Origin of the sequence: Streptomyces sp. NBC_00989 (assembly GCF_045162655.1) — a bacterium.
Taxonomy (GTDB): domain Bacteria; phylum Actinomycetota; class Actinomycetes; order Streptomycetales; family Streptomycetaceae; genus Streptomyces.
Genome location: NZ_CP108728.1, coordinates 8336294 through 8349817, shown reverse-complemented (window position 1 = coordinate 8349817; position 13524 = coordinate 8336294). Strand labels below are relative to the sequence as shown.

At 70.1% G+C, this 13524-nt stretch carries 11 protein-coding genes; 4 read left to right on the top strand and 7 right to left on the bottom strand.

Annotated features, from left to right (window positions below):
• The first annotated feature begins 84 nt into the window (after positions 1 to 84).
• On the top strand, positions 85 to 1746 hold the full coding sequence (locus tag OG714_RS37340; protein WP_406127742.1) for an alkaline phosphatase D family protein: 1662 nt from the start codon (positions 85 to 87) through the stop codon (positions 1744 to 1746).
• A 31-nt stretch (positions 1747 to 1777) separates the two neighbouring features.
• On the opposite strand, the gene OG714_RS37335 is transcribed toward OG714_RS37340, so the two are convergent.
• Entirely contained in the window at positions 1778 to 2347 is a 570-nt protein-coding gene (locus OG714_RS37335) for a dienelactone hydrolase family protein (protein ID WP_406127741.1), read from the bottom strand.
• A 29-nt stretch (positions 2348 to 2376) separates the two neighbouring features.
• Here OG714_RS37335 and OG714_RS37330 point away from each other — a divergent pair, with 29 nt between their 5' ends.
• Positions 2377 to 3483: a mechanosensitive ion channel family protein gene (locus OG714_RS37330; protein WP_406127739.1), complete on the top strand. Its 1107-nt coding sequence runs from the start codon at positions 2377 to 2379 to the stop codon at positions 3481 to 3483.
• A 302-nt stretch (positions 3484 to 3785) separates the two neighbouring features.
• Here OG714_RS37330 and OG714_RS37325 read toward each other — a convergent pair whose 3' ends face one another.
• From OG714_RS37325 to OG714_RS37300, 6 genes are all read right to left on the bottom strand, one after another.
• Entirely contained in the window at positions 3786 to 4526 is a 741-nt protein-coding gene (locus tag OG714_RS37325) for an SDR family NAD(P)-dependent oxidoreductase (protein ID WP_406127737.1), read from the bottom strand.
• 151 nt (positions 4527 to 4677) lie between these two features.
• The gene (locus tag OG714_RS37320) at positions 4678 to 6264 is read right to left on the bottom strand and encodes a Na+/H+ antiporter (RefSeq protein ID WP_406127736.1); all 1587 of its coding nucleotides are present in this window, start codon (positions 6262 to 6264) and stop codon (positions 4678 to 4680) included.
• Between the two features lie 118 nt (positions 6265 to 6382).
• On the bottom strand, positions 6383 to 6853 hold the full coding sequence (locus OG714_RS37315) for a GNAT family N-acetyltransferase (protein ID WP_406127735.1): 471 nt from the start codon (positions 6851 to 6853) through the stop codon (positions 6383 to 6385).
• Positions 6850 to 7794: an RluA family pseudouridine synthase gene (locus OG714_RS37310; protein ID WP_406127733.1), complete on the bottom strand. Its 945-nt coding sequence runs from the start codon at positions 7792 to 7794 to the stop codon at positions 6850 to 6852. The genes OG714_RS37315 and OG714_RS37310 overlap by 4 nt, the downstream gene beginning before the upstream one ends.
• Before the next feature lie 94 nt (positions 7795 to 7888).
• A complete protein-coding gene (gene lspA / locus OG714_RS37305) occupies positions 7889 to 8467 on the bottom strand; it encodes a signal peptidase II (RefSeq protein WP_406127732.1) in 579 nt (192 codons plus the stop codon).
• Positions 8468 to 8551: 84 nt separating this feature from the next.
• Positions 8552 to 9031: a TraR/DksA family transcriptional regulator gene (locus OG714_RS37300; protein WP_406127731.1), complete on the bottom strand. Its 480-nt coding sequence runs from the start codon at positions 9029 to 9031 to the stop codon at positions 8552 to 8554.
• A gap of 52 nt (positions 9032 to 9083) precedes the next feature.
• Here OG714_RS37300 and OG714_RS37295 point away from each other — a divergent pair, with 52 nt between their 5' ends.
• Together OG714_RS37295 and ileS are read left to right on the top strand one after the other, a co-directional pair.
• Positions 9084 to 9614 carry a hypothetical protein gene (locus OG714_RS37295; protein WP_406127729.1) on the top strand — a complete coding sequence of 177 codons (531 nt, stop codon included), beginning with the start codon at positions 9084 to 9086 and terminating at the stop codon, positions 9612 to 9614.
• 602 nt (positions 9615 to 10216) lie between these two features.
• Positions 10217 to 13354, top strand: a complete 3138-nt coding sequence (gene ileS / locus OG714_RS37290; protein WP_406127727.1) for an isoleucine--tRNA ligase — start codon at positions 10217 to 10219, stop codon at positions 13352 to 13354.
• Positions 13355 to 13524: the final 170 nt, after the last annotated feature.

Here is a 13524-nt window from a genome sequence, read left to right as displayed (position 1 = left end):
CTCGCACGACGCTCAGCCGAAGAGCGGGCGAACTTTTACGAGTTCGCCCGCTCTCGTCAATACCGGCCAGTAACCTGTTCGCTCGTGACCAGTCGATACAGAGCACCCGAGAGCGTCAACTCGCCCTCCCCGCGCCGCCGTACGGTCGTCAAGGCAGCGGCCGCCACCGCCGTCCTGGCCGGCCCGCTCATCGCCGCGCTCCCCGCAGGGGCAGCCACCGACACCCCCTCCTTCCTGCACGGGGTCGCCTCCGGGGACCCGCTTCCGGACGGCGTCCTGCTGTGGACCCGGGTGACACCCACCGCCGAGGCCGTGCCCGGCTCCGGACTCGGCCCGGACACCGAGGTGAGCTGGACGGTAGCCACCGACAAGGCGTTCACCACCATCGTCTCCAGAGGCTCCCTCACCGCGACCGCCGCCTCCGACCACACCGTCAAGGCCGACATACGCGGCCTGGCACCGGCCACCGACTACTGGTTCCGCTTCTCGGCCGGCGGCACCGACTCCCCGGCGGCGCGCACCCGCACCGCGCCGGCGACGGACGCGAACGTGACCGGCCTGCGCTTCGGCGTCGTCACCTGCGCCAACTGGGAAGCGGGCTACTTCTCTTCGTACCGCCATCTCGCGGCGCGCAACGACCTGGACGCCTGGCTGCACCTGGGCGACTACATCTACGAGTACAAGTCCGGCGAGTACGCGGCGCGCGGCACGGTCGTACGGCAGCACGCGCCGACCAACGAGATCATCACGCTCGCCGACTACCGCACCCGGCACGGCAAGTACAAGACCGACCCGGACCTCCAGGCCCTGCACACCAAGGCGCCCGTCATCGCGATATGGGACGACCACGAGTTCGCCGACAACGCCTGGTCGGGCGGCGCGGTCAACCACACCGAAGGCGCCGAGGGAACCTGGACGGCCCGCCAAGCGGCCGCGAAACAGGCGTACTTCGAGTGGATGCCGGTCCGCCCTGCGATCGCGGGCACCACCTACCGCCGGCTGCGCTTCGGCAAGCTGGCCGACCTCTCGCTCCTCGACCTGCGCTCCTTCCGTTCGCAGCAGGCGAGTTCGGGCAGCGGTTCGGTCGACGACCCGGACCGTACGATCACGGGTCGCGCCCAACTCGACTGGCTGAAGGCCGGGTTGAAGGCGTCGGACACCAAGTGGCGGCTGGTCGGCAACTCGGTGATGATCGCGCCGTTCGTCGTCGGCGCGCTCTCCGCCGACCTGTTGAAGCCGCTCGCCAAACTGCTGGGCCTGCCGCAGGAGGGGCTCGCCGTCAACACCGACCAGTGGGACGGCTACACCGACGACCGGCGCGAACTCCTCGCCCATCTGCGCTCGAACGCGATCGGCAACACGGTCTTCCTCACCGGCGACATCCACATGTCCTGGGCCAACGACGTGCCGGTGGACGCCGGGACGTACCCGCTCTCGCCGTCCGCGGCGACGGAGTTCGTGATCACGTCAGTCACCTCCGACAACCTCGACGACATCGTGAAGGTCCCCGAGGGCACGGTCTCCGCGCTCGCCGCACCGGTCATCCAGCTCGCGAACCGGCACGTCCACTGGGTGGACACGGACCGCCACGGCTACGGCGTCCTCGACATCACCGCCGACCGCGCGCAGATGGACTACTACGTCCTGTCCGACCGCACCTCGGCGACCGCGACCTCGTCCTGGGAGCGGTCGTACCGGACGCGCAGCGGCACGCAGCGGGTGGAGCGGACGTACGACCCGGTGTAGGCAAGGCTCTTAACCGGTACAGGTATGGCTTTCAGAGGGTCTCCAGGAAGCCGAGCGCCACGTGCCAGGTGGCCTCGGCGGCCTCCTCGTCGTAGTCCGGGAGGCCGGGGTCGGTGTACAGGTGACCGGCTCCGGCGTACCGGTAGATCTCCACGTCCGCGCCGGCCTTGCCCATCTGGAGATACCAGGAGCTGAGCCAGTCGTCGGTCTCGAACTGGTCGGGCTCGGCGACATGGAGCTGGACCGGCAGGTCGTCGACGGAGGCGTTGGCCGCGATGTCCGAGGTCCCGTGCAGGAGGAGCAGCCCGCGGGCCTTCTCGTCGCCGAGGGCGAGGGTCTGCGCGACGGAGGCGCCCAGCGAGAACCCGGCATAGACGAGCCCGCGATCCGAATAAGGGGCGGCGGCGAGCACGGCCCGCTTCAGCAGCTCGTCCTTCCCGATCCCGTCGTTGAAGACCATGCCCTCCTCGACCGTCTCGAACGTACGCCCCTCGAAGAGGTCCGGGGTCCACACCTCGTGGCCCGCCGCGCGCAGCCGCTCGGCGGCGTCGCGCACCGCCGGCCGGAGACCGTACGTGGAGTGGAAGAGCATGATGTTCATGAAGCCATCGTGCCAGTACGGTCGGACACATGGAGAACGTACTGCGCCCGCTGATCGTCATCGGCGGCTCCGTCGTCCTCACGCTGCTCATCGGCTGGGTCACCGACCTGCTGCTGCGCAAGGCGGACGCCCGGCACGACGACACCACCCTCTGGGGCCTGCTGCGCCGAGGCCGGGTGCCGTACCAGCTGCTGCTCTGCGCGGCCTTCCTCAGAGCCTCCTACGACCAGGCACAACTGCTGGAGGAACACCGGATCGGCATCGGCCAGACCCTCACCCTGGTGCTGATCGGCGCGACCGCGTGGCTGATGATCCGGGTCGCGGCCGCGATCGTGGAGTCGTCGTACTCGCGCTACGCCCGCGCCTCCCGCGACCCGGCCCGGGTCCGCCGGGTCCGCACCCAGGTGACGCTGATCACGCGGGTGGTGGCCGCGACGGTCGGTGTGGTGGCGGTCGCCGCGATGCTGCTGACGTTCCCGGCGATGCGCGCGGCCGGCGCCTCGCTGCTGGCCTCGGCGGGCATCCTCGGCATCGTCGCCGGTGTAGCGGCCCAGTCCACTCTCGCCAACCTCTTCGCGGGCCTTCAGATCGCCTTCGGCGACATGGTCCGCATCGGCGACACCGTGGTCGTGGACGGCGAGTGGGGCACGGTCGAGGAGATCACCCTGACCTTCCTGACGGTACGCACCTGGGACGAACGCCGGATCACCATGCCGGTGTCGTACTTCACGTCCAAGCCCTTCGAGAACTGGTCCCGCGGCACCCCCCAGATGACCGGCATCGTCTACTTCCACGTCGACCACTCCGCCCCGGTGGACGCGATGCGCGACCAGCTCCGCGAAATCCTCCGAGCCTGCCCGGCCTGGGACGGCCGCAGCTACGGCCTGGTCGTCACGGACACCACGCCCAACACCATGGAGGTCCGGGCCCTGGTGACAGCGAAGGACGCGGACGACATCTGGACGGTCCGCGTCACGGTCCGCGAACAGATGATCCGCTGGCTGTACGTGGAACACCCCTACGCCCTCCCTCGCGTGAACACGGCGGACGCGGCCCCGATCCCGGGCGAGGACCCGTCACCCAACGGGGGCACCGCCCGCGCGGCTCATGAACCTCCGGGGGCGAATCGGGGCTGAGGGGCAGGGGCGGTGGGTGCCGGACGGCCGGCGGCCGGCGGCCGGGTGACTCCGGGGCGGGGCCTCAACGACCGTGCTGGGCTGGGCTGGGCTGCTGACCTGAGGGATCTGCAAGGTGATCGGGAACCGGCTGCGGCTGAGCGGCTCCGGAAGCGTCAACACCCGCGCTCGACATGGCCGTTACCCCGGACCACCGACAAAGCGCCCCAGCCCGACTACGGCAGAGCAACTCCGCACACCTCAACCCCCGTGCCCAGCACCGCCATCAACCCGGCCACGGCGGCCGAGCAACCCCACCCACCTCAACGCCCCCGCTCAGCCCCGCCATTGACCTGAATCACCTGCGAGGTCACATGCCCTGCGGCCGGTGAGGCGAGCCAGTGCAAGGTCGCGGCGACATCTCCAGGGGTACCGGCCCGCCCGGTCGACGTGTCGTTGATGAGCCGCTCACGCCGGGCGGCATCGATCTGCGGCCCGAAGAACTCCGTGTCCTCGATGTACCCGGGCGCGACCACGTTCACGGTGATGCCGCGAGGGCCGAGATCCCGGGCCAGGTCATGGGCGTACGGATGCAACGCGGCCTTTGCCCCGCCGTACGCCCCGCTCCCCGACCCCCGGTACGCGGCGATGGAACTCACGAACAGCACCCGCCCGCCCGGCTCCGCGAGCCGCGTCTTCAGCGCCTCGGTGAGGAGCGCGGCGCTCAGGGTGTTGATGCGGAAGTTGACCGTCCAGTCGTGCGCGACGCGGTCCAGCGGATCGCCGCTCGCGCTCCCCGGTTCCAACGCCCCCGTACCGCCCGCGCTGTGCACCAGCACATCCACGGTGCCGAACTCCTCGGCAACGAACCGCCCGACCCCGCGCACGACTTCGGGCTCACTCAAGTCCCCGGCGTACGTCAACGCCCCCGGCACCCCGGCCTTCTGCAACACCTCCAGCCGCCGCCCGAGGAGCAACACCCGATCCCCGCCGGCCGCGAAGGCATGCGCCGCGGCGAGCCCGATTCCCGTACCACCACCACTGATCACAACGTTGCGAGCCATGGTGCGAGCGTACAAAGCGAACCGGGCGTTCCTCTCCCTCGTTCACAGGACTGCCATGCACGGGCGGAAGGCCGACGGCGCCGCACCCCCATGGGAGACGTCCACCCCTCAACCGCCAGTAAACGGCCGGTGCGTGGGCGGGAGAACGAACTCACCTCAAGCTGCGCACGTCAAGATGCCGGAGCACCCGGTCCACGATCTCCGGATCCGCCCCCGGCTCATTCCGCGCCGCCAGCACCTCATGCCGAGCCGCGCTCAACATCTCCCCCTGGATACGCCGCATCCGCTTCACCCGCGTCACCCGCTTCTCGTACGCCTCCCGCCGCTCCCCGTCCCCCACCTCGGGAGAGATCCGCACCCCGATGTCGAACGCCCGCCGCAGCAACTGCTCGGACACCTCCTCCGGCAACTCCTCGACATCCTCGATCTCCCGCAACCTCCGCTTCGCGGCCTTCGCCGCCCGCACCGCCAGCTCCTTCTCGAACGCCTTCTCGCTGTCGGTGTCGGCCCGCACCCCGAGCCGCTTCACCAGCCACGGCAGGGTGAGCCCCTGAAGCACCAGCGTCGCCATGATCACCCCGAACGCGATGAACACGATCTCGTCCCGGTCCGGGAACGCCGACCCGTCGTCCATCGTCAGCGGGATCGCCAGCGCGAGGGCCACGGACGCCACCCCGCGCATCCCCGCCCACCACATGATCACGGTCTCCCGCCAGGACGTCGGGATCTCCTCGTCGTAGTCCCGCTTGGCGTGCAGCCGTTTCGTCAGCCAGGTCGCCGGCAGCAACCACGCCAGCCGTACGACCACCACGACCCCGACGATCGCCGCGGCCCAGCCGAGCATCTCGCCCCACCGCCCCGACGCCGTACGGATCGCGTTGTGCAGTTCGAGCCCGATGAGCCCGAACGCGACCCCGGTGACCAACGTGTCCACGACATCCCACACGGTCGCCCCGGCGAGCCGGGTCAGCACGTCGTCGGCACCGAGGGAGTACTCGGCCAGGAACAGCGCGGTGGTGAGCACGGCGAGCACCCCGGAGCCGTGCAGTTCGTCGGCCAGGACATACGAGGCGTACGGCACCAGGAGGGTCAGCCCGATCTGCAGGGTGGCGTCGTCGAGGATCGACATCAGCTTGTTCGTGCCCCACCCCAGGGCCAGCCCGACCGCGACGGCGACGACGGCGGACAGCACGAAGTCGAGCCCGGCACGCCAGAACTCGAAGCTCCCGCTGACGGCGGCGGCGATCGCGACGTGGTAGAGCACGATGGCCGTGACGTCGTTGAAGAGGCCCTCGCCCTCCAGGATCGACACCAGCCGCCGCGGCAGCCCGAGTTGTCCGGCCACGGCGGTCGCGGCGACCGGGTCGGGCGGCGCCACGAGCGCGCCGAGCGCGACGGCGGCGGCGATCGGCAGCCCCGGCACGATCGCGCTGGCGACGGCGGCCACGGCGAGGGTGGTGACGAAGACCAGAGCCACGGCCAGCAGGAAGATGGGCCGGATGTTCGCGGTGAACTGCCGCCAGGAGGTGCGCCGTACGGCCGCGTACAGCAGCGGTGGCAGCAGCAGGGGGAGGATCAGGTCGGGCGGGACGTTCACGTTCGGCACGAAGTCGGCCACCGCGAGGACTATCCCGAGGAGGGTCATGAGCACCGGCGCCGGCAGACCGAACCGGTCCCCCAGCGGGACGCTCACCACGGCCCCGAGCAACAGGACGAAAAGCAGGGCCAATTGATCCACGGTCAGGGCTCCGGCGGGATCTCGACGTTCACACAGCGGACGCCCCAGCCTGCCACGCCGCCCGCCCGACCAGCTCTTTCGACGCCCTTCGGTTACAGAGCGCCGATCCTGGAGCCGGCTACAGAGCGCGCCGCATCGCCCGGTGCGGAATGCCCGCGTCCGCGAACTCCGGGCCGTACGCCTCGTAGCCGAGCCGTTCGTAGAACCCCAGCGCGTGCGTCTGCGCGTGCAGGTCCACGGCGGCCAGCCCACGCGCGCGTGCCGCGTCCTCGACGGCCCGCACCAGCGCGACCCCGACCCCGAGCCCGCGCGCCTCCTTGGTGACGGCCAGCCGCCCCAAGGACCCCACGGTCAGGTCCCCGCCGGTCTTCGCCGCGGCGACCTCGCCGTACAACAGCCGCCCGGTCCCGAGCGGCACCCCGTCCTCACGCACGGCGAGCACATGCGTCGCTACGACGTCGTAGTCGTCGTACTCGATCTCCTGGGCCACGCCCTGCTCGACGACGAAGACCTCCTTGCGGACGGCGAAGCACGCCTCACGGTCGGCGGGATCCTCGGCGACGCGCACGGCGTACGGCTGCGGAGTCACGCGTAGGTCTCCTCGCGCACCAGGTCCAGGGCCTGCTGGAGGTCGTCCGGGTAGCCGCTCTCGAACTCGACCCACTGGCCGTCGGCGGGGTGCTCGAAGCCGAGCCGGACGGCGTGCAGCCACTGACGGGTCAGACGCAGCCGCTTGGCGAGCGTCGGGTCGGCGCCGTAGGTCAGGTCGCCCACGCACGGGTGGCGGTGGGCGGCCATGTGCACGCGGATCTGGTGGGTGCGGCCGGTCTCCAGCTTCACGTCGAGCAGGGAGGCCGCGCGGAACGCCTCGATGAGGTCGTAGTGCGTGACGGACGGCTTGCCCTCGGCGGTGACCGCCCACTTGTAGTCGTGGTTCGGGTGGCGGCCGATGGGGGCGTCGATGGTGCCGCTGGTCGGGTCGGGGTGGCCCTGGACCAGCGTGTGGTAGCGCTTGTCGACCGTGCGCTCCTTGAACTGGCGCTTCAGGGAGGTGTACGCCCGCTCCGACTTGGCGACGGCCATCAGGCCGGACGTGCCGACGTCGAGGCGGTGCACGATGCCCTGGCGCTCGGCGGCACCGGACGTGGAGATGCGGTACCCGGCGGCGGCGAGTCCGCCGATGACCGTCGTCCCGGTCCAGCCGGGGCTGGGGTGGGCGGCGACGCCGACCGGCTTCACGATCACGATCACGTCATCGTCGTCGTAGACGATCTCCATGCCCTCGACGGGCTCGGCGACGATCTGCACGGGCGCGGGCGCCTGGGGCATCTCGACTTCCAGCCAGGCCCCGCCGTGCACCCGCTCGGACTTCCCGACCACCGAGCCGTCGACCGTGACCTTCCCCGCCGCGGCCAGCTCGGCGGCCTTCGTACGGGAGAAGCCGAACATGCGGGAGATGGCGGCGTCGACACGCTCGCCCTCCAGGCCGTCGGGCACGGGCAGGTTTCGGATCTCGGGAACTGTGCTCACTCGGTCGAGTATGCCGGACGGGTCCGACACCGCCTTACCCGAGCCGAGGCGCTCAGGCCTTGCGGACTCGCGCCCAGCCCTCGTGGATCCGCGCTCAGTCCTTGTGGACGGTGCCGTCCGGGTCGAGGCCGCGGAAGGAGAGCAGCACGATCAGGATGCCGCCGCACACGATCGCCGAGTCGGCGAGGTTGAAGACGGCGAAGCCCTTGGGCGCGATGAAGTCGACGACCTCGCCCTGGAAGATTCCGGGCGAACGGAAGATCCGGTCGGTGAGGTTGCCCAGCGCGCCGCCCAGCAGCAGCCCGAGCGCGATGGCCCACGGCAGGCTGTAGAGCTTGCGCGCCAGCCGGGCGATCACCACGATCACCGCGGCCGCGATCATCGTGAAGATGACCGTGAAGGCCGCGCCGAACCCGAAGGCGGCGCCGGGGTTGCGGATCGCGTGGAACTCCAGCCAGTCCCCGAAGACCTCGATCGGCGCGTGGTGCTCCAGCTTGGCCACCACCAGCAGCTTGCTGACCAGGTCGAGGCTGTACGCGAAGGCGGCCACCACGAACAGCACGGCGATCCGGCGCCTGCCCCTGGGGGGCGACGCGGTGTCACCCTGCTCCGGCTCGGCCCCCGCCGCCTCTGGGGTATCCGGCGTACCGATGATGCGCTCCGCCTCTGCCACGTGAGTCCCTCGACCTAGGTACCTAACTCTGGATGAGGGTACGGCACACCTGTCGGGAGCCTCAGTACCGGCGTCGGTACCGCGTCAGTACCGGCGTTCCTGCTTCTGCTTGCACTCGACGCACAGGGTGGCCCGGGGGAAGGCCTGCATACGGGCCTTGCCGATCGGGTTGCCGCAGTTCTCGCACAGGCCGTAGGTGCCGGCGTCCAGCTTCCCCAGGGCGCGCTCGGTCTGGATCAGCATCTCGCGCGCGTTGGCGGCCAGCGCCATCTCGCTCTCGCGCGTGATGTTCTTGGTGCCGGTGTCGGCCTGGTCGTCGCCGGCACCGTCCCCGGAGTCCCGCATCAGACCGGCGAGGGCCTGCTCGGTGGACGTGATCTCCTCGCTCAGTCGCGCCGCCTCGGACTGCAGCTCGGTCCGGGCCTCCTCGACCTCCTCGGGCGTCCAGGGGTCCTCGCCGGGGCGCACCGCGAGCTCGCCCGGGCCCGCCGCCGCGGCGAGCCGCGCCTTGGGAACCGCGGTCTTCGCCGCCGTGGCCGTGCCAGGAGTCTTCTTCGCAACCACCGTCGTGGCTCCCGTCTGCTCCGCGGCCTGCGCCGCGCCCGCCTTTGCCTTCTTGGCCGCGCTCTTCTTCGTACCGGTCGTGCTCTTGGTTCCCGTAGTGCTCTTGGTTCCCGTAGTGCTCTGCGTACCCGTGGTGCTCTTCGTGGAACTGCTCTTCGCGCTGGTGGTGCTCTTCGTAGGGCCGCTCTTCGCCGACGCGCTCTCAGGAGCCGCGGTCTTCTTCACGGCCGCTTTCTTGACTGCCGCTTTCTTCACGGCCGTCTTCTTCGTATCCGTAGCCTTCGGGGCGGCCGTCACTTTCGTAACCGCAGCCTTCGCAACCGCTGCCTTTGTAGACGCAGTCTTCGTAGCGGTCGCCTTCTTCGTCGCCGTGGATTTCGCGGCGCTCTTCTTGGCCACCGTCTCCTTGGTCACCGCCGTCACCGCCGTCGCCGCCCCCTCCGCGGCCCCCGGTCTCTCGGCCCCTTCCCCGGTCGCCTTCTTCGAAGAAGCCGCCTTCGTAGCGACCGCCTTCTTCGTCGCGGTCTTCCTCGCTGCGGTCTTCTTCGCCACCATGGCCGCGGCCCCTTCTCACATTTTGTGATCACGCACGCGAATCGTGCTGGGACGATAAATCGACTTGGGTCCCGCGGCAACGGGGCACGCCGCCCGATTCGTCCACCCCCCTGGCCTCGCGCGGCAAGCCTTCATGCGTTGTGCCCAGCTCCCCGCCGGGTAATCCGCCGAGCCCGACACCCCGAACATCGAACGCGTGTTCAGAGCCATTCGAGTCGTACGGCAGGTCGGGAAGCCCGCGGCCGAACCCCCGCTCGACGCACCCCCGAAGGCCCCCGCAAAACCGGTCGGCCGCTGTCCGTGCGGCCCCGTACACTGGGCGGAGCGAGAAGCGTGGATGGGGACGAGTAGCGGCGTACGCAGCCCAGAGCGACCCGGGGACGGTGGAAGCCCGGGGGCGAGCGCGACGTGAAGATCACCCCGGAGCCGCCGGAAGAAAGCCGCAGCACACCAGCCGCGGCCGGTAGACCCGGTATCGCGACCCCAATGAGGGGGCTCACTGGTGTGCAAGGCGCACCGGGGAGCCAAGGAGGGTGGTACCGCGGGAGCGCGCCGCACACGGCGTACGGAAAGTCGTAGCTCTCGTCCCTCCGGACGGAAGGCAGAAAGTCCGCCGGAGGAAGCTCGCTGATGACAACGCCGACGTACCGCCAGGTGCCCGCCCAGGTCGACCTGCCCGCGCTCGAGCACGCCGTGCTCGACTTCTGGCGCGAGCAGAAGATCTTCGCCAAGACCCTGGACCAGTCCGAGGGACACCCCGAGTGGGTGTTCTACGAGGGCCCGCCCACGGCCAACGGCATGCCGGGCGCCCACCACATCGAGGCGCGCGTCTTCAAGGACGTCTTCCCCCGCTTCCGCACCATGCGCGGCTACCACGTGGCCCGCAAGGCCGGCTGGGACTGCCACGGCCTCCCGGTGGAGCTGGCGGTCGAGAAGGAGCTGGGCTTCACCGACAAGCAGGACATCGAGGCGTACGGCATCGCCGAGTTCAACGCCAAGTGCCGCGAGTCCGTGACCCGGCACACCGACGCCTTCGCCGAGCTGACGACCCGCATGGGGTACTGGACGGACCTCGACGACCCGTACCGCACGATGGACCCCGAGTACATCGAGTCGGTCTGGTGGTCGCTCAAGGAGATCTTCAACAAGGGCCTGCTGGTCCAGGACTACCGCGTCGCCCCCTGGTGCCCGCGCGACCAGACGGGCCTCTCGGACCACGAGCTGGCGCAGGGCTACGAGACGGTCGTCGACCCCTCCGTGTACGTCCGTTTCCCGCTCACCTCCGGTCCGCTCGCCGGCCGTGCCGCACTCCTGGTCTGGACGACGACCCCCTGGACCCTGGTGTCCAACACGGCCGTCGCCGCCCACCCCGAGGTCACCTACGTCGTCGCGACGAACGGCGAGGAGCAGCTCGTCGTGGCCGAGCCGCTGCTCGCCAAGGCCCTCGGTGAGGGCTGGGAGACCACCGGCGAGACCTTCACCGGCGCCGAGATGGAGCGCTGGACGTATCAACGTCCGTTCGAGCTCGTGGAGTTCCCCGAGCCCGCCCACTACGTGGTGAACGCGGAGTACGTGACGGTCGAGGACGGTACGGGTCTGGTCCACCAGTCCCCCGCCTTCGGTGAGGAGGACCTCAAGGTCTGCCGCGCGTACGGCCTGCCGGTCGTGAACCCGGTCCGCCCGAACGGCACCTTCGAGGAGAGCGTCCCCCTCGTGGGCGGTGTCTTCTTCAAGAAGGCCGACGAAAAGCTCACCGAGGACCTCAAGGACCGCGGCCTGCTCTTCAAGCACGTGCCGTACGAGCACAGTTACCCGCACTGCTGGCGCTGCCACACCGCGCTGCTCTACTACGCGCAGCCCTCCTGGTACATCCGCACGACGGCCGTCAAGGACCGCCTGCTCCAGGAGAACGAGAACACCAACTGGTTCCCGGACACCGTCAAGCACGGCCGGTACGGCGACTGGCTGAACAACAACATCGACTGGGCACTGTCCCGCAGCCGTTACTGGGGCACCCCGCTCCCGATCTGGCGCTGCGAGGACAACCACCTCACCGTCGTCGGCTCCCGCGCGGAGCTGACCGAGCTGACGGGCACCGACCAGTCGGGCCTCGACCCGCACCGCCCGTTCATCGACGCGATCACCTTCGCCTGCCCCCAGTGCGGCGAGAGCGCCACGCGCGTGCCCGAGGTCATCGACGCCTGGTACGACTCGGGTTCGATGCCGTTCGCGCAGTGGGGCTACCCGCACAAGAACAAGGAACTCTTCGAGTCCCGCTACCCGGCGCAGTTCATCAGCGAGGCCATCGACCAGACCCGCGGCTGGTTCTACACGCTGATGGCGATCGGCACCCTGGTCTTCGACAAGTCGTCGTACGAGAACGTCGTCTGCCTCGGCCACATCCTCGCCGAGGACGGCCGCAAGATGTCCAAGCACCTGGGCAACACCCTGGACCCGATCCCGCTGATGGACCGTCACGGCGCCGACGCGGTGCGGTGGTTCATGGCGGCGGGCGGCTCCCCGTGGGCGGCACGCCGCGTGGGCCACGGCACGATCCAGGAGGTCGTCCGCAAGACCCTCCTGACGTACTGGAACACGGTCGCCTTCCAGGCCCTGTACGCGCGCACGTCCGACTGGGCGCCGAGCGCGGCGGACCCGGCCCCGGCCGACCGCCCCGTCCTGGACCGCTGGCTGCTGTCCGAACTCCACGCACTCACCGACCAGGTGACGCAGGCTCTGGAGTCCTACGACACCCAGCGCGCCGGCAAGCTCCTGTCGGCGTTCGTCGACGACCTGTCGAACTGGTACGTCCGCCGCTCCCGCCGCCGCTTCTGGCAGGGCGACAAGGCCGCGCTGCGCACCCTGCACGAGGTCATCGAGACGGTCACCCAACTGATGGCCCCGCTGACCCCGTTCATCACCGAGCGGGTCTGGCAGGACCTGATCGTCCCGGTGTCCCCGGGCGCCCCGGAGTCCGTCCACCTGTCCGCGTGGCCGGAGGCGGACCTGTCCGTCATCGACCCCGAGCTGTCCAAGCAGATGGTCCTCGTACGGCGCCTGGTGGAGCTGGGCCGGGCCACGCGCGCGGAGTCGGGTGTCAAGACGCGCCAGCCGCTGTCCCGCGCGCTGATCGCGGCCACGGGCTTCGCCACCCTGGACCGGGAGCTGCACGCGCAGATCACGGAGGAGCTGAACGTCGAGGGCCTCGCCTCGCTGAGCGAGGTCGGCGGCTCGCTGGTCGACACCACGGCGAAGGCCAACTTCCGCGCCCTGGGCAAGCGGTTCGGCAAGCGCGTCCAGGACGTGGCCAAGGCCGTCGCGAACGCGGACGCGGCCGCGCTGTCCCTGGCCCTGCGCGAGGGCACGGCGTCCGTCGAGGTGGACGGCGAGACCATCACGCTGGCTCCGGATGAGGTGATCATCACAGAGACCCCGCGCGAGGGCTGGTCCGTGGCCTCCGACTCGGGAGCGACGGTCGCGCTCGACCTGGAGATCACCGAGGAGCTGCGGCAGGCGGGCCTGGCCCGTGACGCGATCCGGCTGATCCAGGAGTCCCGCAAGAACAGCGGCCTGGACGTCGCCGACCGGATCGCCCTGCGCTGGACGTCGACCGACCCGGCGGTCATCGCGGCCCTGTCCGAGCACGCGGCCCTGATCGCCGACGAGGTCCTCGCCACGGACTTCGCCCAGGGCGAGGCGGACGACACCTACGGCACCCCGTTCACCGACGAGGGCCTGTCCCTGGTGTTCCGCCTGCACAAGGCGTAGGCACCACCGGCGCCGGAAAGGGCCCGGCCTCCTTCATGGAGACCGGGCCCTTTCTCGCGCCCAACGACCGACTCACGTGAACCAACGACCGACTCACGTGAAGCAAGGGTCAACTCACGTGAAGCAGCGCTCAACCCGCGTAAAAAGGGCGGGGCCCCGGATCGAAATCC

What these genes read in the sequence shown, in the direction of transcription:
- OG714_RS37335 (WP_406127741.1), bottom strand. Translation starts at nt 2,347, where the DNA reads ATGAACATCATGCTCTTCCACTCCACGTACGGTCTCCGGCCGGCGGTG.
- OG714_RS37330 (WP_406127739.1), top strand. Translation starts at nt 2,377, where the DNA reads ATGGAGAACGTACTGCGCCCGCTGATCGTCATCGGCGGCTCCGTCGTC.
- OG714_RS37325 (WP_406127737.1), bottom strand. Translation starts at nt 4,526, where the DNA reads ATGGCTCGCAACGTTGTGATCAGTGGTGGTGGTACGGGAATCGGGCTC.
- ileS (WP_406127727.1), top strand. Translation starts at nt 10,217, where the DNA reads ATGACAACGCCGACGTACCGCCAGGTGCCCGCCCAGGTCGACCTGCCC.